Origin of the sequence: Vreelandella maris (assembly GCF_013371085.1) — a bacterium.
Classification (GTDB): Bacteria; Pseudomonadota; Gammaproteobacteria; order Pseudomonadales; family Halomonadaceae; genus Vreelandella; species Vreelandella maris.
Window position 1 is genome coordinate 93,980 of record NZ_JABWCV010000003.1, and the last position, 20,911, is coordinate 114,890.

The following is a 20,911-nucleotide window of genomic DNA, read 5'->3' on the forward strand; positions in this document are numbered from 1 at the left end:
AACGTCATCATTGTTTTATCGCTCGTCGTAAGGTTCGATAGCCATCACCTCTAAGGTGGTGGCTTCGCCTTGTTGGCGCTGACGAAACTTAACGTCTACATCGCGCAGGCGTACCCCGTAAAGTCGATCAGACGCTAACTCTTTTTGCTTATAGGCGGGCCGTGGGTCCTGGCTTAGTACTTGCTCAATTAATGCATGCAGCGTGGCGCTGTCTGAGCGTTGGGTGAGGGTGTCCAGTGCCGCTGGGTGAAACGACACCGCCAACAGTGACGGCGTCTGCGGCGCAAAACCAGCCTGTGCATCAGGCTGAGATTCAGCCCAGGGCAGATAGGGTTTAATATCAACCACCGGCGTGCCGCTCACTAAGTCGCAGCCCTGTAACGCCAAAACGACGCCTTGCTGAGTGTCGATACCGACTAGCCTTACCAGTGATAGCCCCAGACGATTAGGGCGATGGGTGCTACGGCTGGCAAAAACGCCCACTTTTTTATTACCGCCCAACCGTGGCGGCCTCACCAGCGGCGACCAGCGTTGCGGGCTTTGATGAAATATAAAGCTTAACCACAGGTGGCTGAAGTCTTCTAAACCACGCACGGCGAGAGGGTCATTGTAGGGTGCGGTGAGCACAAGCTTGGCGTTAGCCGCGGGTGCGAGCCCTGGTTGGCGCGGAATGCCGAATTTGTCAGGGTAGTCGCTGACCATGTGGCCAATGGGCGATAGCGTAAAGTGCTCGCTGTTAGGGGCATCGTCCATCACACTGCCTTTTGCTAGGATTTATTGGCGTAGTATAAAACAGTATAAAGCAGCCGATGGCTTCAGCGTGACCCAATAGGGTGTGATCTAAAGCGGCGTGATCGAAGAGGTCTTGCTTGAATAGGCATTGACCAAATGTTAGCTGAACAGTGCAGAGGTGACGCATGAGTAATAGCGATGAGCAGCAAGCGCCAACGAGTGCGCGGGTTATGTATCGCGCGGCACTGGCACGCGATGCCGCCGATCAGGCAGAAGTGTTTTACCACGCCGTCATGCAAGGGGCTGCTACCCACTATACGCTGGATGAGCGGCGGGCATGGGCGCAAGCGCTACCCCGTGAAGGCAGTGCCTGGGCAGTGCGGCAAGCGCTGTATACCACGTTAATTGCTACCTGTGATGGACGCTGCGTGGGGTTTTTGGAAGTAGATTTAGATGCCGGGCGAATTGAAACGCTCTATGTCTGGCCTTCTCTTGCTGGTCGCGGCATTGGCACCACGTTGCTGGTTCACGCTGAGCGTATGCTGCTCGAACAGGGCAAAGGCAAGGTGGAGATTGAGGCCAGTTCGGTGCTTTACGAGCGTCTAATGCGCCGCGGCTGGGAAAACCACGGCGAGCAGTGGGTGGAGCGCAGTGGTGAATCGCTCAAGCGGTATCGACTTTCCAAGGCACTTAACGCCGTGGAAACGTAAGTCTAGCTACACGCTATAGCTGCGGGTTATGCGCATCGATAAGTCGATTGAGGCGATATCCTTGGTTAGCGCACCGCTAGAGATACAGTCAACGCCGGTATCGGCGATTGCCCGTAGCGTAGCGTCGTCCACATTGCCTGATGCTTCCAGGGTGGCTCTGCCGCCGTTAATTTCTACCGCAACGTGCAGGTCTTCAATGGCGAAGTTGTCGAGCATAATAATATCGGCACCCGCTGCCAACGCCTGATCCAGCTCTTCAAAGGTTTCTACTTCCACTTCCACTGGGAGGTCACTGGCCAGCTTGCGTGCTTGTGCAACGGCTGCTTGAATGCCCCCACAGGCGGCAATGTGGTTCTCTTTGATCAAAAACGCGTCCCATAGACCAATGCGGTGGTTATGGCCGCCACCGCAGGTGACCGCATATTTTTGCGCCAAGCGCATGCCGGGTAGCGTTTTGCGGGTATCGAGCAGGCGCACGCCAGTACCTTCAATCAGGTCGACATAAGCACGGGTGGCAGTCGCAGTGGCAGACAGCGTTTGCAGCACGTTAAGCGCCGCACGCTCACCGGTGAGCAGGATGCGGGCGGGGCCTTCCAGGGTTAAAAAACACTGGCCAGCCTCAAGTTTATCGCCATCAGCGGCGTGCCAGTTCAGGCTTACTCGGTTATCCAGGCGGCGAAACAGCTCATCCACCCAAGGTGCACCGCACAACACCGCGGCTTCACGGGTAATCACATCGGCGCTGGCCCACTGGTGTTCAGGGATCAATTGCGCGGTAATATCACCTGGGCCCACGTCTTCGGCTAGCAGACGAGCAGCGCTGGCGCGGATTTCTTCTGCAAGAGCGGATTGATAATGCATGGCAGTGAGTTCTCAGAACGTCGTCAAGTGTGATCAGTATTATAGTGAAAATGAGCAGTGAAAGAGAGCGCTAACATAGAGGAGAGCGTGCGCGTGGAAGAGAAGCAACCGTTAAGTGGCTGGTGGGAAGGCGCTCGGCACGTGATTTCACCCAACTGCGACGCTCGCCCAAGCGACGAAGTCTCGCTGCTGATACTGCATGCGATCAGTCTGCCCCCAGGCGTGTTTAGCGGTGATGCTATCGAAGCGCTGTTTACCAATCAGCTGGTAGCCGATGAACATCCCTTTTTCGCTGAAATAACCCATCTGAGAGTCTCTGCGCACCTGCTAATACGTCGCGATGGAGAGTGCGTTCAATTTGTTGATACGGATCAGCGCGCATGGCACGCCGGGCGCTCCTGCTGGTGGGATGCCCACCAGCTGAAAAGGCGAACAGCGCTTAACAGCTTCTCGGTAGGCATTGAGCTTGAAGGGGACGACATTACCCCCTACACCAAAGCTCAGTACAACGCCTTGGTAAAAGTAACGATCTGGCTAATGGCGCGCTACCCACGGCTGAATAGCCGTCGTATCACCAGCCATGCCCATGTCGCGCCGCTGCGCAAAACAGATCCAGGCCCAGCATTTGACTGGGTGTATTTCCAGCAGCGGTTAACGTCACAGGCTGAGAAGTAGTGGTTAGATTAGGTGTTTTAATAACTAAGTGCTTCAATAACAAAGCAATAAAACAGTAGTTTAATTACAATTGTTGGCTTATTTGATACTGAAGAATGAGGTCTGTAATTTGCTTATGTTGCAGTGCAATAGTTTGTTTTCGATAGGCTTTTCCGCCCCGACAGAATTGGCAGCGTGACGACTTTGCGGTATCTTCCCCTATACAAAAGGCTAACTTTTACGACATTTGTGTAGCTTTACTACATAAAACGGCACGTAGCTTGTTGAATGTAGAGCTAAAACCCCTATCCGGCGTTTATTCACCGGCTGAATGTTGGCGCGTGGTGGACTTCCACACCGCCGCCCCAGGCCCATTAGGGTAGCGGGGCTAATTGTCATTTATCGTCATTCGGAGAGACCTCTATGAGTCTGGAGACAAGAGAAGATCTCGATCCGATCGAAACTACGGAATGGATTGATTCCCTAGAGTCGGTATTGGATCGTGAGGGCGAAGATCGTGCCCGCTACCTGATGACCCGCCTGGCGGATCGCCTGCGCCGGGACGGGATGAAGGTACCCTTCTCGGTGACAACCCCGCACCGTAATACGATCCCGGTTCACCGCGAAGCACCGATGCCTGGCGATCTGTTCATGGAGCGCCGTATCCGCTCCTTGATCCGTTACAACGCCATCGCACAGGTGATTCGTAACAACCGCGCCAAGCCGGGTCTGGGCGGGCACATTGCCAGCTTCATGTCGTCTGCCACCTTGTACGACGTAGGCTTTAACCACTTCTTCCGCGCGCCCCAAGGCGATTTTGCTGGTGACTTGGTGTATATCCAAGGGCATGTGGCACCAGGCATTTACGCCCGTTCCTATTTGGAAGGTCGCCTGAGTGAAGCGCAGATGGACAAGTTCCGCCAGGAAGTCGATGGCGATGGTCTCTCTTCTTACCCGCACCCGTGGTTGATGCCGGACTATTGGCAGTTCCCCACGGTTTCTATGGGTCTTGGGCCGATTCAAGCGATCTATCAAGCGCACGTGATGAAGTACCTGCATCACCGTGAGCTGAAAGATATGTATGACCGCAAGATTTGGTGCTTCATGGGCGACGGCGAGTGTGACGAGCCGGAATCCTTGGGCGCTATTTCGTTGGCGGGTCGTGAAAACCTCGACAACCTGATCTTCGTCATCAACTGTAATCTACAGCGCCTCGATGGCCCTGTGCGCGGCAACTCGCGAGTGATGGACGAGTTCGAAGGCGTCTTCCGTGGCGCTGGCTGGAACGTGATCAAGGTCGTCTGGGGCCGCCACTGGGATCCGCTGTTCGAGAAGGACAAGAAAGGCATCCTTCAGAAGCGCATGGACGAAGCGGTCGACGGCGAATACCAGAACTACAAAGCCAATGGTGGCGCGTACACTCGCGAGCACTTCTTTGGCAAATATCCAGAAACCGAAGCGATGGTCAAAGACCTCTCTGACGAAGATATCTGGAAGCTCAACCGCGGCGGCCACGATCCGTTCAAGGTTTATGCGGCCTACCACGAGGCGGTTAACACCTCTAACGGCAAGCCTACGGTTATTCTGGCCCATACCGTTAAAGGTTATGGCATGGGTAGCGGCGATGGTGAAGCGGCCAACGAAGCGCACCAGGTTAAGAGCATGGAATACGAAGCGCTCAAGACTTTCCGCGATCGCTTTGGTATTCCGATCACCGATGAGCAGCTCAAAGACGTTCCTTACTACAAGCCGGAAGATGATTCTCCCGAGCTTAAGTACATGCACCTGCAGCGCGAGCGCCTGGGCGGTTACTTGCCCAGCCGTCAAAGCGACTTTGAGGCATTGGAGATTCCTAGCCTCGAAGATAAAACCTTTGCCTCGCAAATGGGTGGCTCGAAAGGGCGCGAAGTTTCCACCACCATGGCGTTTGTGCGTGTTCTGAACGGACTGGTGAAAGATAAAAAACTCGGTAAGCACGTGGTGCCGATCATTCCTGATGAAGCGCGTACCTTCGGTATGGAAGGTATGTTCCGCCAATTGGGTATCTACACCTCGGAAGGCCAAAAGTACGAGCCGGTCGATAAAGGCCAGATCATGTTCTACCGCGAGGATCAGAAAGGTCAGATTCTCGAAGAGGGCATTACGGAAGCCGGGGCAATGTCTGCCTGGATCGCTGCCGCGACTTCCTACAGCAACAATAACGTCACTCTGCTGCCGTTCTACATCTACTACTCGATGTTCGGCTTCCAGCGCATTGGCGATTTGGCCTGGGCAGCAGGCGATTTGCAGGCGCGCGGCTTTATGGTCGGCGGCACGGCGGGGCGCACCACGCTCAACGGCGAAGGTTTACAGCACCAGGATGGTCACAGCCTGATTCAGGCTTCCACCATTCCCAACTGCCGCAGCTATGACCCCACCTACGCTCATGAAGTGGCAGTGATTCTGCAGGATGGTTTGAAGCGCATGTTCACCGACAAGGAGAACTGCTTCTACTACCTGACGGTGATGAACGAGAATTACGAGCATCCTGCACTGGAGAACGTACCGGCCGACGATATCGTCAAGGGTATGTACCTGCTGCGCGAAACCAAGGGTGACAAAGGCCGCGTTCAACTACTGGGTTCTGGCACGATTCTGCGCGAAGTCGAAGAAGCTGCCACCCTGCTTGAGAACGATTGGGGCATCGGCGCCGACATCTGGAGCGTGACCAGCTTTAACGAGCTGCGTCGTGAAGCGCTACAGCTTGACCGTGAAGCCTTCCTAAGCCCAGATGCGGAGGCCAATAAGCCTCACGTGACTAAGTGCCTGGAAGGGCGCGATGGCCCGGTGATCGCGTCAACTGATTATATGAAGCTGTATGCGGACCAAGTGCGCGCCTGGGTGCCGGGTGACTACACTGTACTGGGTACCGATGGCTTTGGCCGTTCAGATACCCGCGAGAAGCTTCGCTACTTCTTCGAAGTGGATCGCTACTTCGTCACTGTAGCCGCGCTGCGTGCGCTGGCTGATCGCGGTGAGATTGATCGCAAGCTTGTCGGCGAAGCGTTGAAGAAGTACGGCATTGACGCTAATAAGCCTAACCCGCTGACTAGCTAAACCGCTGCCCGGTGGGCGAATGCTCACCGGCTCGATCCGATTTGGAAGGAGCGCGACCTTGAGTAGCGAAATCATCAAAGTTCCCGATATCGGTGGCGATACCGATGTCGAAATCATCGAGATTGCGGTGTCAGAAGGCGACGTCATTGAAGCGGAAGACACCCTGATCACTCTGGAATCTGACAAAGCCAGCATGGATGTACCGGCCCCGAAAGGCGGCAAGGTACTTAAAGTGCTGGTCAAGGAAGGCGATAGCGTCTCCGAAGGTGACGATATCGTTGAGCTGGAAGTGGAAGGCGGCGGCGACAGCAGTAGCGAAGACGCTGAGCCAGAAGCAGCCCCAGCGAAAGAAGAAAAGCAAAAGCCTCAAGAAGAAAAGCCGCAGGCCGAGAAGCCTGCTGCCAAGAAATCAGCCGGTGGTAAGCAAACCGTTGATATCAAGGTGCCCGACTTGGGTGGCTCGGATAACGTTGAGATCATCGAAGTCGCGGTGAGTGAAGGCGATGAGGTTGAAGCTGAAGATACGCTCATTACCCTAGAGTCTGATAAAGCCTCTATGGACGTGCCCAGCCCTCATAGTGGCAAAATCGTCAGCTTCACTGTGAAAGAAGGCGACACGGTTTCTGAAGGCGATGTGATCGGCCAGATGGAGATTGCGGGCGAAGGCGGCGATGACGCAGAAGAAGCTTCTGAAGAGCAGGCTACTAGCCAAGCCAGCAACGAGCCGGAAGAGCCCGCTGAAGAAGATGATCAGGAAGAAGCCGCTAGTGGCGAACCGGAGCGCAAAGAAATTCGCGTGCCGGATATTTCTGGCGCCTCCGACGTACCGATTATCGAAATCGGCGTAGCGGTCGGTGACGAGATCAACGAAGAAGACCCGCTGATCACCTTAGAGTCCGACAAGGCCTCTATGGATGTGCCCAGCCCCTACAAAGGTAAGCTCCTTGAGCTAACCGTCAAAGAGGGCGACACCGTCTCGGAAGGCGATGTCATTGGCTATATCGAAGTGGCTGCCAGCGGCGGTGGTAAAAAAGCCGCTCCGAAAAAGGCGGCCCCTGAGAAAGCGGCGCCCGAAAAGGCCCAGCAGAGCAAAACCAGTGCCAAGCCTTCTGAATCGCCAGCGGGCACCCCCAGCCCGGAAGCGCAGATGGCGGCCCACAAGCCACGTGACGGCAAATTGGTTCACGCTGGCCCCGCCGTACGTATGCTGGCCCGTGAGCTGGGCGTCGACCTGGAACTGGTAAAGCCGAGCGGCCCGAAAGATCGCGTGCTTAAAGAGGACGTACAGTCCTACGTTAAACAAGCCATTGCCAATCAAGGCAAAGCGCAGCCCGGCACAGCCGCGGCCTCCGGTGGTGCGGGTATTCCGCCCATTCCGGAAGTCGACTTCAGCCAGTTTGGTGAAGTGGAAGAGAAGCCGATGGGTCGCCTGCTCAAAATGGGCGCGACCAATCTGCATCGTAGCTGGCTCAATGTTCCCCACGTCACGCAATTCGACGAAGCGGACATTACCGAGCTGGAAGCGTTCCGTAAGGCGATGAAAGCCGAAGTGGAAGCCCAAGGCGCCAAGCTGACGCCGCTGCCGTTTATGGTCAAAGCCTGTGCGTTTGCGCTGCGTAAGTTCCCGCAGTTCAACGTCAGCCTGAAGGGCGATGGCGAAACGCTGGTATGGAAGAACTACGTCCATATCGGTATCGCGGTTGATACCCCCGATGGCCTGATGGTGCCGGTGGTGCGCGACGCCGATAAAAAGTCCTTGGTGGAGATTGCCAAGGAAATGGCGGATCTGGGTAAGAAAGCACAAACCAAAAAGCTCAAGCGTGACGAGATGACCGGTGGCTGCTTCACTATTTCGAGCCTCGGCTCGATCGGTGGCACGGCGTTTACGCCAATCGTTAACGCGCCGGAAGTGGCTATTTTGGGTGTGTCTAAAGCGCAAATGAAGCCGGTATGGGATGGCAGTGCCTTCCAGCCGCGCTTAATGATGCCGCTGTCGCTCTCCTATGATCACCGTGCCATCAATGGCGCTGACGCAGCTCGCTTCACCGCCTTCCTGGCAGATGTGTTGACCGATATCCGTCGTTTACTGCTGTAATTGGTAGCGATAGAGTCTTACAAGCGGCGCCCCTCGGGGCGCCGCTTGTGTTTGCTAAATGGCTAGCAGCGCGACCAAAGTGGTAGTTTTACGGCACTTGGCTGTTTTAATTTAAAAAAATTGAAATAAAAGCGCGTCTCTCAGGCTTTTGGGGAGTTGTGTCGCCTGAGAGGCGCGGTTATTGTCAGTTAACAGATTTTTCATACTCATTCTTCATACTAAGAATTTCAAGGAGCAGAGCCATGCGTTTAATCCTGTTGGGTGCCCCCGGCGCGGGCAAGGGGACTCAAGCTCAGTTTATTTGCGAGCAATTCAAGATTCCGCAGATTTCCACCGGGGATATGCTGCGCACGGCCATTAAAGATGGCACTGAGCTGGGCTTGAAAGTAAAAGAGATTATGAACAGCGGTGGTTTGGTGTCTGACGACATCATCATCGATCTGGTCAAAGAGCGTATCAGCCAGCCAGACTGTGAAAATGGCTTTTTATTCGATGGCTTCCCGCGCACGATTCCCCAGGCTGACGCCATGAAAGAGGGCGGCGTTAAGCTTGATCACGTGGTGGAAATTGCCGTACCCGATGAAGAAATCGTTAGCCGCTTGGCGGGACGACGTGTTCACCAAGCCTCGGGCCGTGTCTATCACGTTGATCACAACCCGCCTAAAGAGCCGGGCAAGGATGATGTGACTGGCGAAACGCTGATTCAGCGTGAGGATGACCAGGAGTCTACGGTGCGCAATCGCCTCTCGGTTTATCACGACCAAACAGCCCCGCTGGTTGAATATTATCAGCAGTGGGCCGCGCAGGATCCGCAGAGCGCTCCCCAATATCATCGCATTGAAGGCGTAGGCAGCGTGACCGACATCACCCGTCAGGTGAAAGAAGCGCTAAGTTAATAAACGCTATTGTTTAATCGCATCGTTATTACCTGCCAACGATGGCCCGCTTCGGCGGGCCATCGTCGTGATGGCGTGACAAAGGTATAATGCTGCCATCTTTCTTTCGAGTGGCCACTTGCTATGCCGTTACATCTGCTTGCCCTGGACGCCTCCTCTAGCGCGTGTTCTGCAGCCCTATTGCGCCAAGACGAGACGGGGGCTACTTGCCTGGCGCGCTTTGAGATGACGCCCCGCGCCCATACTCGCCGGTTGCTGCCAATGGTGGATGAAGTGCTTGCCGAAGCGCAGGTGACGCCTTCCCAGCTTGATGCCGTCGCGTTTGGTCGTGGCCCGGGTTCGTTTACCGGGCTGCGTATCGCCGCAGGCGCTGCTCAAGGGTTGGCGTTTGGCCTCGATTGCCCGCTATTGGGTATCTCAACGTTGGAAGCACTGGCGCTTCAGGCTCACCGCCGCTATCACCTTCGCCACGTGGTGACGGCTTTAGATGCCCGCATGGGCGAGGTGTACGCCGCGACCTGGCACTGCCTGAAAGACACGATTACGCCGATGAGCGCCGAAGCCGTGCTGGCCCCAGAGGCACTGCGCTTGCCCGGCGACGAAACCGACTGGGTCGGCGTAGGCAGCGGCTTTACGTTGTGGAAGCGCTTCACTGTCGATTTACAGCTAAGCATGCCCCAGCATTTGGATGATTTAGAGCCCCGCGCTGAAGAGATGGCGTGGCTGGCAGCGCGTGATTTTGCCGCTGGGTTGGGGCAGACTGCACACTTGGTTCAGCCGGTTTATCTGCGTAATGACGTCGCCTGGAAAAAGCCCGCATGAGCTTTGTGAAGAGCCCAGTTGAGACCAATGTCGAGAGCGACGTTGAGTGCATTGCTCTGCCTGACGGGCTGCGTTTAGTACAAAGCGATGATGGATTGGCGCTGGTCGGTGATGAAAAACGCTATGGCAAGCCGCTTAGCGTCGATTTTGTGGCGGGCAAAGCGGCCCACCGTCGACGCTTTGGCGGTGGACGGGGCCAGCTAGTCGCCAAGGCTTGTGGGCTAGCCAAGGGCGTGTCACCTAGCATTGTTGATGCAACGGCAGGGCTAGGCCGCGATGCGTTTGTGTTGGCAAGCCTCGGCGCCCAGGTGCTGTTAATTGAACGTGTGGCCGCGATAGCAGCCCTGCTGGAAGACGGTTTAAAACGTGCGTCCAGACATAGCGATACGGCAGATATAGCCGCCCGAATGACGCTGCGCAATGGCGATGCGGCTCAATCTCTGGCGGCGCTTGTTGCCAGTGCTCATTTTGCGCCGCAGGTGATACATCTGGACCCGATGTTTCCCCACCGCGAAAAATCGGCGCTGGTGAAAAAAGAGATGCGCCTGTTTCGTGAGTTGGCTGGGGATGACGACGATGCCCCGCGCCTGCTTGAAGCGGCGCTGGATGTAGCCACCCACCGAGTGGTAGTCAAGCGGCCCCGCAAGGCACCACCTATCGAGGGCCCGGCACCGCAGCACACGCTTGAAGGCAAAACCAGCCGCTATGATTTATATGTCCATCGCTCATTAGTGCGTTAGTGCGTTCGCGCGGTGATCATGCAAGGAGCACCCATGCAGAATGCGTGGCGAGAAGGTAATCGATTTACGCTGCTGCCAGAGGCCTCGCGCTTTCTGCCAGCCATGTTTGAAGCTGTACATAGTGCTCGTCACTATGTGTTGGTCGAGCTCTATTTGATGGAGTCAGGGGAGCTTGCCGATCAAGTTATTGCTGAGCTGATTGACGCTGCACAGCGCGGAGTCAGGGTCTGTTTACTGCTGGATGGATATGGCTCGATGGGGTTGTCTAGCGAAGACCGCCAGCGATTGAAGCAAGGCGGCGTAAAGCTGCGCTTTTTTAATCCCATCGGCTTTCACTCCTTAGCGCTTAACTTAAGCCGCGACCATCGCAAAATTGTCGTTATTGACGGCGAACGGGCATTTACCGGTGGCTTTGGCGCGGTAGATGAGTTCCTGAATGCCTGGTATGAGATTGCGCTACGTATTGATGGACCGGTGGTGGCGGACTGGGAGCAGCTGTTTAGACGACTCTGGAGCTCGCGGCTAACTCGCGCTGAGAAGGGTGATAATAGCGCGGGTACACTGCCTGAACGGCGTGAGCCACAAGCGCATGCCGATGGCCAGCCGGGGCGGGCGATGTCGGCGCGGGGCTATCGATACCAAGCAATACGCCATTCACTGCATGAGCGCGTCAACCAGGCGGAAACGCGGCTGTGGCTATGTACACCCTATTTCGTGCCTACCTTCGCGTTGCGGCGTCGCTTGGTGCGGGCCGCACGGCGGGGGATCGATGTTCGCCTGCTGCTGCCTGGGGCAAAGCATGACCATCCCAGCGTGCGTTTTGCTGGTCAACGCTTTTACCATTCGCTACTGAAAGCGGGGGTGCGCATCTTTGAGTTCCAGCCGACCTTTATCCATGCCAAATTTGTGCTCGCCGATAAGTGGGTAAGCATTGGTTCGTGTAACTTTGACCACTGGAACCTGCACTGGAACCTGGAGGCAAATCAAGAGGCACTAGACCCTCAATTGGCGGAGGATGTGCGTGAGCTTTTTGTACGTAACTTTGCCGCAAGTCAGGAAGTTGACGCCGCTGCCTGGGCGGCGCGCCCCTGGGGGCAGCGCGCTCGTGAGTGGATCTACGGGGTGTTGGATGGGATCATCATGCGGCTTAAATAAGGGTCGCGGGTAGCGTTAGCGTTTCTTGCCTTTGGCAGGCGTTTTCTTGCGCGGCTTGGGCTTGGAAGTTTCTGGCGGGACGCGGTAGTGCAGGTAAAGGTCCAAAACGAGTTCCGGCAACTGTACCACCAGCGACTCCTGGCGCGCTTGGTCCTTAGCGAGCTCGGCCATGTCGGGTTCATCATCGAACAGCCCAGAAAGCAGCATAAACGGCAGCAGCAGCGTGGCGGCGGCCTCTTCATCGTCTTGAAACCAAGCGCTTTCATCGCTGAAGACGCCTTCCATAAAGCCCGCGCACCAATCGCCTATAGGTGTTTCTTCGGCAGGCTCGCCGCCAAGCGTTAGCTCAAAGGGGAGTTCGGGTAAGCCACCCTGTTCAAGTACTGCCACCGCATTGTCACGCAGCAGCGTGAGCAGGGTGATAATCTCATCGCGCTCGGCGTCGTCAGCATAGCGTGGCTCGCCCTGAAAAAGCTCTGCCAACCACTGGGCGGGCGGCGCTTCGCTAGGGGCGACGGCAAGCGCCACTAAAAAGCCATGAGCGGAAATCAGATCGAGGGCGTCTTCATCCACTTGATCAGAGTCGAGGAAGTCATCCAGTCTGTCCAGTTGCTCATCCTCGAGCAGTGGCTGCGGGGGCGTGTTTGTGTCGGGCGTGTCGCTGCGCTCTGCCATGAGTAAAGCCTCATCAATGCGAATCGGTAATCATCGGTCACTAGGAAACCATAACGGCTAGTTTATCACTAATGAAGACGTCTCCACTGCCCCCTTGGCCAGCTGCTGAACTGGCCGACATGACGGAAACAGAGTTGCACCACGCCGCGCGGGTTCGCGTGGAGCAGGCGTGGCAACGCTGTTGTGAAGTATGCCCTACGCTGCCAGCGCCAAGGGTGTGGTTTAACCTGCGCGGTGCGTCGGCCGGGCAGGCGCATCTGGGGCACGGCGGCTTGCGTTTTAACCCGGTGTTGTTGAGTGAAAACCGCACGGCTTTTTTTGAGGATATTATTCCTCATGAAGTGGCCCACTGGTTGGTCTTTCATTTAGATAATGGTCCCCGCTTGAAACCCCATGGCCGTGAATGGAAGACGGTGATGCGCGATCTTTTCGGTTTAGTGCCCAATGTGACCCATCAGTTTGATATTCAGCAGGCGCAACCAGCCCCTTATCGCTACCAGTGCGATTGCCGGATTCATCAATTTACTCCCAGGCGTCATGCTTTAGTGGCAAACGGCCGTCGTTACCGTTGCCGTCACTGTGCTAAGACCTTGGTCTACAGGCCAGAAGATAAGCTTTGATTTAACTATAAATGTTTGTTTTTTAAATAAAAAATGATAATACCAATGTCTAAAGGGAAGCCAGGGCGAGGAGGTTTATGCTAGGGGAACACTCATGGCAGTCGATACCCCTGATAATGGCCAATAACACCCAGCAAAGTCTTCAAGTAGCGTCTTCGAGCAATGCCTTCAATTAGTGTATCGACTACAGTTTCTTTAGATGGCACTTTATAGAAAAGTGCATTTTCACGGACAGAGGCAATTTTATGAGCGATCAACACAACGTCTATCCGGTGCGCGACGATTTCGCCGCCAATGCCTGGGCCGATAAAGCTAAGTACGAGGCCATGTATCAGCAGTCGATGGACGATCCGGAAGGCTTCTGGGCCGAGCAGGCCAAGCGTCTTGACTGGATTAAAGCGCCCACTAAAATCAAAAACACCTCTTTTGCGCGTGATAATGTCGATATTCGCTGGTTTGAGGATGGGCTGCTTAACGTCAGCGCCAACTGCCTGGATCGTCATCTAGAGAAACGCGGTGATCAAACGGCGATTATCTGGGAAGGCGATAATCCCGATGACTCCAAGCACATTACTTATCGTGAGCTCTACGCACGTACGAATCAGCTGGCCAACGCGCTGAAAGAGCTGGGCATTCGTAAAGGCGATACCGTTACGCTGTATATGCCGATGATTCCCGAAGCTGCCATGGCGATGCTTGCCTGTGCGCGCATCGGCGCCGTGCACTCGGTCGTTTTTGGTGGCTTCTCGCCAGACGCTGTTGCTCAGCGGGTGATTGGCGCCGACTCCAAGCTAGTGATTACCGCCGATGAATCGGTGCGTGGTGGTAAACACGTACCATTAAAAGAGAACGTGGACGCCGCGCTGACCCGTGACGGCACCGATGTTTGCAAAAACGTTCTGGTGGTGAAGCGTACCGGCGGTGAAATTGAGTGGAAAAATGGCCGTGATGTGTGGTTTGACGAGCTGGTGGATAAGCAGTCCAGCGAGTGTGAAGCAGAAGCTATGGGCGCCGAAGACCCACTGTTTATTCTGTATACTTCAGGCTCTACCGGTGCTCCTAAGGGTCTGAAACACACCACCGGCGGTTACCTCACCTACGCTGCGATGACGCATCAGTACGTGTTCGACTACCAAGAGGGTGAGGTTTACTGGTGTACTGCCGATGTGGGCTGGGTGACGGGTCATAGTTATATCGTTTACGGACCTTTGGCGAACGGTGCGACCACCGTCATGTTTGAAGGCGTTCCCAGCTATCCCACTCATGGCCGTTTGGGCGATATCGTTGATAAGCACAACGTCAATATTCTCTATACTGCGCCCACCGCGGTGCGTGCCCTGATGGCCCATGGCGACAACGTCATGGACTCCAGCAAGCGCGATAGCCTGCGTCTGCTGGGCTCTGTGGGTGAGCCGATCAATCCGGAAGCCTGGGAGTGGTTCTATCGTGTGATCGGCAACGAAAAGTGCCCGATTGTAGATACCTGGTGGCAGACCGAAACCGGCGGTATCATGATTGCCCCGCTTCCGGGCGCTACACCGCTCAAGCCCGGCTCTGCGACCGTGCCGTTTTTTGGCGTCAAGCCCGCGCTGGTGGATAACGAAGGTAACATTCTAGAAGGTGCCACCGAAGGTAATCTGGTGATTCTCGATTCCTGGCCGGGGCAGGCGCGCTCTATTTGGGGTGACCACGAGCGCTATATCCAGACCTACTTCTCAACCTATGACGGTATGTACTTTACCGGTGACGGCTGCCGCCGCGATGAGGATGGCTACTACTGGATCACTGGCCGTGTGGATGACGTGCTGAACGTTTCCGGTCACCGGATGGGGACCGCTGAAATTGAATCGTCCTTGGTAGCGCACAGCGCCGTTGCTGAAGCAGCCGTTGTTGGCTTCCCGCACGATATTAAGGGACAAGGCATCTATATTTATGTCACCCTGAATGACGGTATTGAGGAGTCTGACGAGCTCAAAAAAGAGCTGACCCAGTGGGTGCGCAAAGATATTGGCCCGATTGCCTCGCCGGATGTTATTCAATGGGCACCCGGCTTGCCGAAAACCCGCTCGGGTAAAATCATGCGCCGCATCCTGCGCAAGATTGCCGCTAACGAGTGCGATGGTTTGGGTGATACCAGCACGCTGGCGGATCCATCGGTAGTCGATGAGCTGATTGAGCATCGCGCCAATCAATAACGGCGACACCGCAGTAGGCTGTTTAGCCTAATAAGGGCTGTTTACCTAGAAAACAGTGCCGACCCGTGTAGGTCGGCACTGTTGTTTTTGTTGGTATGATCTATCTATTACAAATTGTGCATGTGATGCTTGGGCATGATGAAGCCCATGGGGTACCATGCTTCACAACCGTAAGAGCCTAGCGTCGCGGCGGCAGACAACCCCGCTGCTCGAGGAACCGGAGGAATATCCATGGCAGTAGCTCATAAGTTTATCGTCGCTGACGATCACCCGCTGTTTCGTGCAGCGCTGACCCAAGCGTTACGCCAGTTGGCCCCCCAGGCGGAAATTGTCGAAGCGGATACCATGGAAGCCACCACTGACGTGGTTAATCGCCACCCAGACGCCGATTTGATTCTGCTGGATCTACACATGCCGGGAGCCCACGGCTTCTCCGGCTTGATTCAACTGCGTGGCCAGATGCCCGATATCCCCGTGGCGGTGGTGTCAGGCAGTGATGAGCCCTACGTGGTGCGTCGTGCTATTGACTACGGCGCGTCGGGTTTTATCCCTAAATCATCGTCTCTACAACTAATTGCTGAAGCCGTCGGTGAAATTCTGCAGGGCGAAGTGTGGTTGCCAGAGGCATTGGCCAACGTGCTGGAAGAGACCAGCGAAGAAGAATCGCGCTTTGCTGAGGCGATTGCGTCGCTGACACCCCAGCAGTTTCGCGTGTTGAACATGCTGACCGAAGGGCTGCTGAATAAACAGATCGCTTACGAACTGAGCGTTTCTGAAGCGACGATCAAAGCCCACGTAACCGCGATTCTACGTAAACTGGGCGTGCACTCGCGTACACAGGCCGTTATCGCGGCTCAGAAACTGGAAGTCGAACCGCCAAAAGTCGTTTCCTAACTACCTGTCTTCTTGATACTTAGCATCTAAGTAATTAGCACCTGAACCGCGGCGCTTAACGCGCCGCGCGATTGGCCTGCAATGTGCGCGTCAATAGCGCCCGCAGCGCCGCGGGTTTTACGGGCTTCAGCAGTAGTTGATAGCCCGCCCGCTTGATCTCTTCAGCCACCGCTTCGGTACGATCAGCGGTGATGACAATGCCCGGTACCGCCCCCTCAAAACGCTCGCTGAGCGCTTCTAGCGCCATTAGACCGGTGACTTCGTTATCCAGGTGATAGTCCGCCAAAATAGCGTCCGGGTCGCCATCCATATTGCGTAGAATCGATTTAGCCCCACCGATACTGGTAGCCGTAAACACTTCGCAGCCCCAGCCGCTTAGCATGGCGGTCATGCCTTCCAAAATCAGCGTTTCATTATCGATACACACAATCCGTGTGCCGCTCAGCTTGTGGCTGCCGCGCCGTGCCTGAGGTTCAAGCTCGCTATTGCTTGGCTCGCGAGCGGTAACGATCGGCACGCTGACCGAGAAAACGGCGCCTTTGCCCACTGTCGAGCGTACTTTGATGGGGTGATCCAGCACGCGGCTCATGCGGTCGGCAATCGATAGCCCCAACCCCAGGCCTTTCTCGCTCTCTTTGTGGCGTGACACCTGATCCAGGCGGCGGAATTCCTGAAAAATTTCGGTGAGCTTGGATTCGGGAATGCCGGGGCCGCTGTCCCACACTTCAATCGAGAGCCAGCCATTATGACGGCGGCAGCCCAGCAGCACGCGTCCCTCTTGGGTGTAGCGAATCGCATTGGATAAGAAGTTTTGTACGATTCGGCGCAGCATCTGCGGGTCTGAGTCGACCCACAAGTGGGTCGGTACCACTTCTAAGTCCAATCCGCGATCATCCGCCATCACCTCAAACTCGGCGCGTAACGGGCGAACGATATCCGCCAGGGCAAAGTGACTGCGACGCGGCGTCAGGGCGCCTGCGTCCAGCTTGGAGATATCCAGCAGGGTGCTGAGCAACTCCTCAGCGGCTTGCAGCGAGTTATCGATATGGCCGACGATGCGTTGAGTATCGGTGGTGGTAACGTTTTGCATCAGTGCAGAAGTAAACAGCCGTGCCGCGTTAAGCGGCTGCAGCAAATCATGGCTGGCCGCGGCCAAAAAGCGTGTCTTGGAGGCGTTGGCGTCTTCCGCCAACTGCTTGGCCTGACGCAGCGCTAACTCGGCCTCGGCGCGGACCCGGTTCTCCTGGCGTAGCGCCGAGTTGGCTTCGGAAAGCGCCTGAGTACGTTCACGCACGCGCTCCTCAAGGGTTTCGTTGGTCTCTTTCAGGGCAATTTCAGCTTGGCGGCGCTCGGTAATATCCTGATAAAGGGCGAAAAAGCCCAGAATCGCCTGGCTGTCGCCAAAGTGCGGCGTATACGTGACCAGCATGTAGCGCATGGCCTCATTCACCCGCAGCGAGACTTCAAAGCTGACCCGCTCGCCATTCAGCGCACGGGCGACCCATGGTGTGCGCTCTTCCGCCTGCTTGACCGGCAGCACGTCTTCAAAACGACGGCCAATAACGGCGTTGCGGTCAATATTAAACGCTTGCTCGTAGGCGCGGTTGGTAAATAAATAGCGGCACTCTTTGTCGAAGTAGGCAATCAGCGCTGGCACATTATCGGTATAGATACGGATATTGTTTTCCGAGCGGATCAGTGCCTCTTCGATCCGCTTTTGCTGGGTAATATCCTGATAAGTATACACAAAGCCGCCGCCGGGCATCGGGTTGCCCTGTACTTCCAGCACGCTGCCATCCTGGCGGTAGCGCACGTAGCGGTGGGGCTGGCCCTCGCGGATATTGTCGAGCAACAACTGTACGTGCTCTTCCGGGTCTCCTGGGCCATATTCGCCGTTGTGGGCATTGTAGCGGAAGATGCGGTCGATGGGCGCGCCCACACGAATCAAGTGATCAGGGAAGCGGAAAAGCTCCAGGTAACGCTGGTTCCACACCACCAAGCGCAGGTTCTGGTCGACCACGCTGATGCCCTGGTTGATGTTCTCGATGGTGGCTTGGAGCAGCGCCCGGTTGAACTCCAGTACCTGGGAAGCTTCATCGACAATCGAAATCACATCCGAGATGCCGATGCCGCGCCCCTGCAGCGCCGAGTTAACCACGATACGCGCCGATGAAGCGCCGAGCACCGAGGCCAGAAAACGTTCAGTAAACTGGATAATATCGATTGAGGCGCGGGTGCCGTTGTCCAGGGGCTTGCCTGCACGACGGGCGTAATCTTCAAAGGCGCGATCCACTTGGCCGGCACCGAGGAAGCGCTCGCAAAGAACTTTTAAATCACCCACGGTCGTCGCGCCTGTCCAGGGGCGGTTGACCGATGTCTGGCGTGTTTCCACACTATCCACGAACAGCGAGGCTTGAATACGCTCAACCACGCGCTGTGAAGTGACCTGAGAGACAAAGATATAGCAGAACAGGTTGATCCCGAGTGAGAGCATGACGCCGTGGGTAAAGCTGTCGCCCAAGTTGAGCCCAAACAGCGCCGTGGGTGATAACCAGTTAAGCCCCAGCGGGCCGCCTTCAAGCCACATTGTCGGCAGTACACCGGCATTGATCATGGCGGGCATTAACAGGCTATATACCCAGATGGCAAAGCCAGCGTTCATGCCGACAATGACCCCGAGGCGATTACCGCGCTTCCAGTAAAGCCCACCAATCACCGCGGGGGCAAACTGCGCGGCGGCGGCAAATGACAACATGCCGATCGAAGCCAGCGAGGTGAATTCGGCTATCAGTTGGTAGAAACCGTAGGCCATGGCTAGTACGGCGACAATAGTCAAACGCCGCGCACGAAGCACTAGACGGCCATAATCCCGGGCCTTGGTGTCAAACCAGCGCAGCCGGAACAGCGCCGGAATTACAATCTCGTTGGAGATCATGATCGACACGGCCACCGCGGCAACGATCACCATGCCGGTCGCTGCGGAGAAACCACCGATAAAGGTAAGCAGCGTCAGCCACTGCTGCCCCGACGCCATGGATAGCGCCAATACATAGGTGTCCGGCTCGACTCCGCTTTCGGAAAACATCAGCAGCCCGGCAGCGGCCAAAGGCACCACGAAAAAGGCAATCGCCAACAGATAGAGCGGGAACAGCCAGCGGGCTTTGGTAGCGTCGTCGGGGTGAATATTCTCAACCACCGCTACATGGAACTGGCGTGGCAAGCACAGAATTGCGAGCATGGCGAGCAAGGTTTGTGCCCAGAAGCTCTGGCCAAAGTCCTGGTTGGCCAACTGGCGCTGGAGTTCAAGCTGGCTTTCGGCGTGGCCCATTAACTCACCCAGGCCATCAAACATTCCCCAGGTGACAAAGACACCAAGCACCACAAAGGCCAACAGTTTGACCAGCGATTCAAACGCGACGGCGTGAATCAAGCCTTCGTGGTGTTCGGTGGCATCGGTATGTCGAGTACCAAAGAGAATCGCGAAGATAGCCATCACAATGGCAACGTAGAACGCCGTATCGCCAAACAGCGGCGTATGGGTCACATCGGAGGCATCGGTGAGCACACTGAAGGTGGTAGAAACGGCTTTTAGCTGTAGCGCGATGTAGGGCAGGGTGCCGACCAGAGCGACCAGGCTGGCAAAGGCGGCCAGCGACTGGGTTTTGCCGTAACGGGAGGCGATAAAATCGGCAATGGAGGTAACGTTTTGGTGTTTGGCAACGCGGATCATCTTTGCCAATACCGGCCAGAACAGTAAAAACGTCAATATCGGGCCAACGAAGATACTCGCAAACGACCAGCCCGCAGTGGCTGCCTGGCCCACAGCGCCGTAAAAAGTCCACGATGTACAATAGATCGCGAGCGCCAGACTATAGATGATCGGGCGCCGCCGAGTAGCGCCATGGGTACGCGCGCGGCGGTCACCGTACCAAGCAATGCCGAACAAAACGGCAATATAGAGCAACGATACCGCTACCAGTAGCCCGCCGTGAAACATGCCTTTCTCCCCGCCAGAGTGTGCTACCCACTTATTATGTGCGCTAAACGTGCGCTAATAAAAAATGCTTTATTCTAGGCGAAATAGGGGGCCATGTACGACCACTACTTAGACTTACTGTTATCTTTAGGCCTGTTGTTACCTCGGCTTTCTTTATCTATGCACATACGTTGCTGAGTAGCGGTGATGTTTCGCGTAGCGTGCGTATCTCTTCAAGGATAGGGTCGCGGGAGTCTTGATCTAAGGGCACTAGCTCACGGCTCTCACAATTGAGTAGATAAGGCTGGGTAATCAATATGTCGGTGTGGTGACGCTCAAACTGATAAAGAATAAATTCTGCTAAGCGGGTGCCATCCTGCTCACTGAAACGAATACTTTCACTATCCACCATGCTGAACTTGGTGGTCATCGGGAAGGCAAAAGTCCAGGGACGCCATACGGCGGTGGTGCTTTCGGTTGAAATAACCGTCGCAGTCTCGGGAAGCTGCGCCTGCTTGTGTTCAAACCAGCTGTACTCTACCTGAACTTGATAGCCCAACATACCCAGCGCGCCAAACACCGGTACGATCCACTTGGGCAGACGTTTGCCACTCAGGTTACGCAGTATCAGGCCAATCCCGGCGGCCGCAAGGCCCGCAAAAACGGCGGCGATCAAATGCCATATCATAAAATATCCTTTCCAAAAGCCGTTTATAAGAGCTATCTATAAAAGCCATCGGGCCTCCGTTAGGAAGCCCGATGGTGAGGTCGATTCCAAAGCGTTATCGCT

Annotated in this window: 17 protein-coding genes; 11 read left to right on the forward strand and 6 right to left on the reverse strand. The window is 55.7% G+C overall.

Features of this window, described 5'->3' with window-relative positions; all coding sequences use genetic code 11:
- Window positions 1-15 precede the first annotated feature (15 nt).
- Window positions 16-753: a tRNA (N6-threonylcarbamoyladenosine(37)-N6)-methyltransferase TrmO gene (tsaA, locus tag HUO07_RS03115; RefSeq protein ID WP_176302334.1), complete on the reverse strand. Its 738-nt coding sequence runs from the start codon at window positions 751-753 to the stop codon at window positions 16-18.
- Window positions 754-917: 164 nt separating this feature from the next.
- Between tsaA and HUO07_RS03120 the strand changes: the two genes are divergently transcribed.
- Window positions 918-1,442 carry a GNAT family N-acetyltransferase gene (locus HUO07_RS03120; RefSeq protein WP_176302335.1) on the forward strand — a complete coding sequence of 175 codons (525 nt, stop codon included), beginning with the start codon at window positions 918-920 and terminating at the stop codon, window positions 1,440-1,442.
- Between the two features lie 6 nt (window positions 1,443-1,448).
- Here the strand turns inward: HUO07_RS03120 and nadC are convergent, their stop codons facing one another.
- Window positions 1,449-2,303, reverse strand: a complete 855-nt coding sequence (gene nadC, locus HUO07_RS03125; RefSeq protein ID WP_176302336.1) for a carboxylating nicotinate-nucleotide diphosphorylase — start codon at window positions 2,301-2,303, stop codon at window positions 1,449-1,451.
- 93 nt (window positions 2,304-2,396) lie between these two features.
- On the opposite strand from nadC, the gene ampD reads away from it, so the two are divergent.
- From ampD to HUO07_RS03160, 7 genes are all read left to right on the forward strand, one after another.
- Complete coding sequence (gene ampD, locus HUO07_RS03130; RefSeq protein ID WP_176302337.1) at window positions 2,397-2,978, forward strand: 1,6-anhydro-N-acetylmuramyl-L-alanine amidase AmpD; 582 nt, start codon at window positions 2,397-2,399, stop codon at window positions 2,976-2,978.
- A gap of 402 nt (window positions 2,979-3,380) precedes the next feature.
- Window positions 3,381-6,053 carry a pyruvate dehydrogenase (acetyl-transferring), homodimeric type gene (gene aceE / locus HUO07_RS03135; protein ID WP_176302338.1) on the forward strand — a complete coding sequence of 891 codons (2,673 nt, stop codon included), beginning with the start codon at window positions 3,381-3,383 and terminating at the stop codon, window positions 6,051-6,053.
- A gap of 58 nt (window positions 6,054-6,111) precedes the next feature.
- On the forward strand, window positions 6,112-8,148 hold the full coding sequence (aceF, locus tag HUO07_RS03140; protein ID WP_176302339.1) for a pyruvate dehydrogenase complex dihydrolipoyllysine-residue acetyltransferase: 2,037 nt from the start codon (window positions 6,112-6,114) through the stop codon (window positions 8,146-8,148).
- A gap of 242 nt (window positions 8,149-8,390) precedes the next feature.
- Window positions 8,391-9,044 (forward strand): adenylate kinase, encoded by a 654-nt coding sequence (gene adk, locus HUO07_RS03145; RefSeq protein ID WP_008955958.1) that lies wholly within the window; start codon window positions 8,391-8,393, stop codon window positions 9,042-9,044.
- 123 nt (window positions 9,045-9,167) lie between these two features.
- Window positions 9,168-9,866 carry a tRNA (adenosine(37)-N6)-threonylcarbamoyltransferase complex dimerization subunit type 1 TsaB gene (gene tsaB / locus HUO07_RS03150; RefSeq protein ID WP_176302340.1) on the forward strand — a complete coding sequence of 233 codons (699 nt, stop codon included), beginning with the start codon at window positions 9,168-9,170 and terminating at the stop codon, window positions 9,864-9,866.
- A complete protein-coding gene (locus HUO07_RS03155; RefSeq protein ID WP_176302341.1) occupies window positions 9,863-10,606 on the forward strand; it encodes a class I SAM-dependent methyltransferase in 744 nt (247 codons plus the stop codon). Before tsaB ends, HUO07_RS03155 begins: the two co-directional genes overlap by 4 nt.
- Before the next feature lie 33 nt (window positions 10,607-10,639).
- On the forward strand, window positions 10,640-11,761 hold the full coding sequence (locus tag HUO07_RS03160) for a phospholipase D-like domain-containing protein (RefSeq protein WP_176302342.1): 1,122 nt from the start codon (window positions 10,640-10,642) through the stop codon (window positions 11,759-11,761).
- A gap of 15 nt (window positions 11,762-11,776) precedes the next feature.
- Here HUO07_RS03160 and HUO07_RS03165 read toward each other — a convergent pair whose 3' ends face one another.
- On the reverse strand, window positions 11,777-12,436 hold the full coding sequence (locus HUO07_RS03165; protein ID WP_176302343.1) for a YecA/YgfB family protein: 660 nt from the start codon (window positions 12,434-12,436) through the stop codon (window positions 11,777-11,779).
- 71 nt (window positions 12,437-12,507) lie between these two features.
- On the opposite strand from HUO07_RS03165, the gene HUO07_RS03170 reads away from it, so the two are divergent.
- Together HUO07_RS03170 and acs are read left to right on the forward strand one after the other, a co-directional pair.
- Window positions 12,508-13,056: a SprT family zinc-dependent metalloprotease gene (locus HUO07_RS03170; RefSeq protein ID WP_176302344.1), complete on the forward strand. Its 549-nt coding sequence runs from the start codon at window positions 12,508-12,510 to the stop codon at window positions 13,054-13,056.
- A 245-nt stretch (window positions 13,057-13,301) separates the two neighbouring features.
- Window positions 13,302-15,251, forward strand: a complete 1,950-nt coding sequence (acs, locus tag HUO07_RS03175) for an acetate--CoA ligase (protein WP_008955964.1) — start codon at window positions 13,302-13,304, stop codon at window positions 15,249-15,251.
- A gap of 107 nt (window positions 15,252-15,358) precedes the next feature.
- On the opposite strand, the gene HUO07_RS22000 is transcribed toward acs, so the two are convergent.
- A complete protein-coding gene (locus tag HUO07_RS22000; protein WP_022522133.1) occupies window positions 15,359-15,484 on the reverse strand; it encodes a hypothetical protein in 126 nt (41 codons plus the stop codon).
- Between HUO07_RS22000 and HUO07_RS03180 the strand changes: the two genes are divergently transcribed.
- Window positions 15,483-16,145 (forward strand): response regulator, encoded by a 663-nt coding sequence (locus tag HUO07_RS03180; RefSeq protein WP_007113812.1) that lies wholly within the window; start codon window positions 15,483-15,485, stop codon window positions 16,143-16,145. The two genes, HUO07_RS22000 and HUO07_RS03180, sit on opposite strands and share 2 nt — an antisense overlap.
- A gap of 55 nt (window positions 16,146-16,200) precedes the next feature.
- On the opposite strand, the gene HUO07_RS03185 is transcribed toward HUO07_RS03180, so the two are convergent.
- Together HUO07_RS03185 and HUO07_RS03190 are read right to left on the reverse strand one after the other, a co-directional pair.
- On the reverse strand, window positions 16,201-20,142 hold the full coding sequence (locus HUO07_RS03185; RefSeq protein WP_176302345.1) for a hybrid sensor histidine kinase/response regulator: 3,942 nt from the start codon (window positions 20,140-20,142) through the stop codon (window positions 16,201-16,203).
- A 157-nt stretch (window positions 20,143-20,299) separates the two neighbouring features.
- On the reverse strand, window positions 20,300-20,809 hold the full coding sequence (locus HUO07_RS03190) for a hypothetical protein (protein ID WP_008955966.1): 510 nt from the start codon (window positions 20,807-20,809) through the stop codon (window positions 20,300-20,302).
- Between the last annotated feature and the right edge of the window lie 102 nt (window positions 20,810-20,911).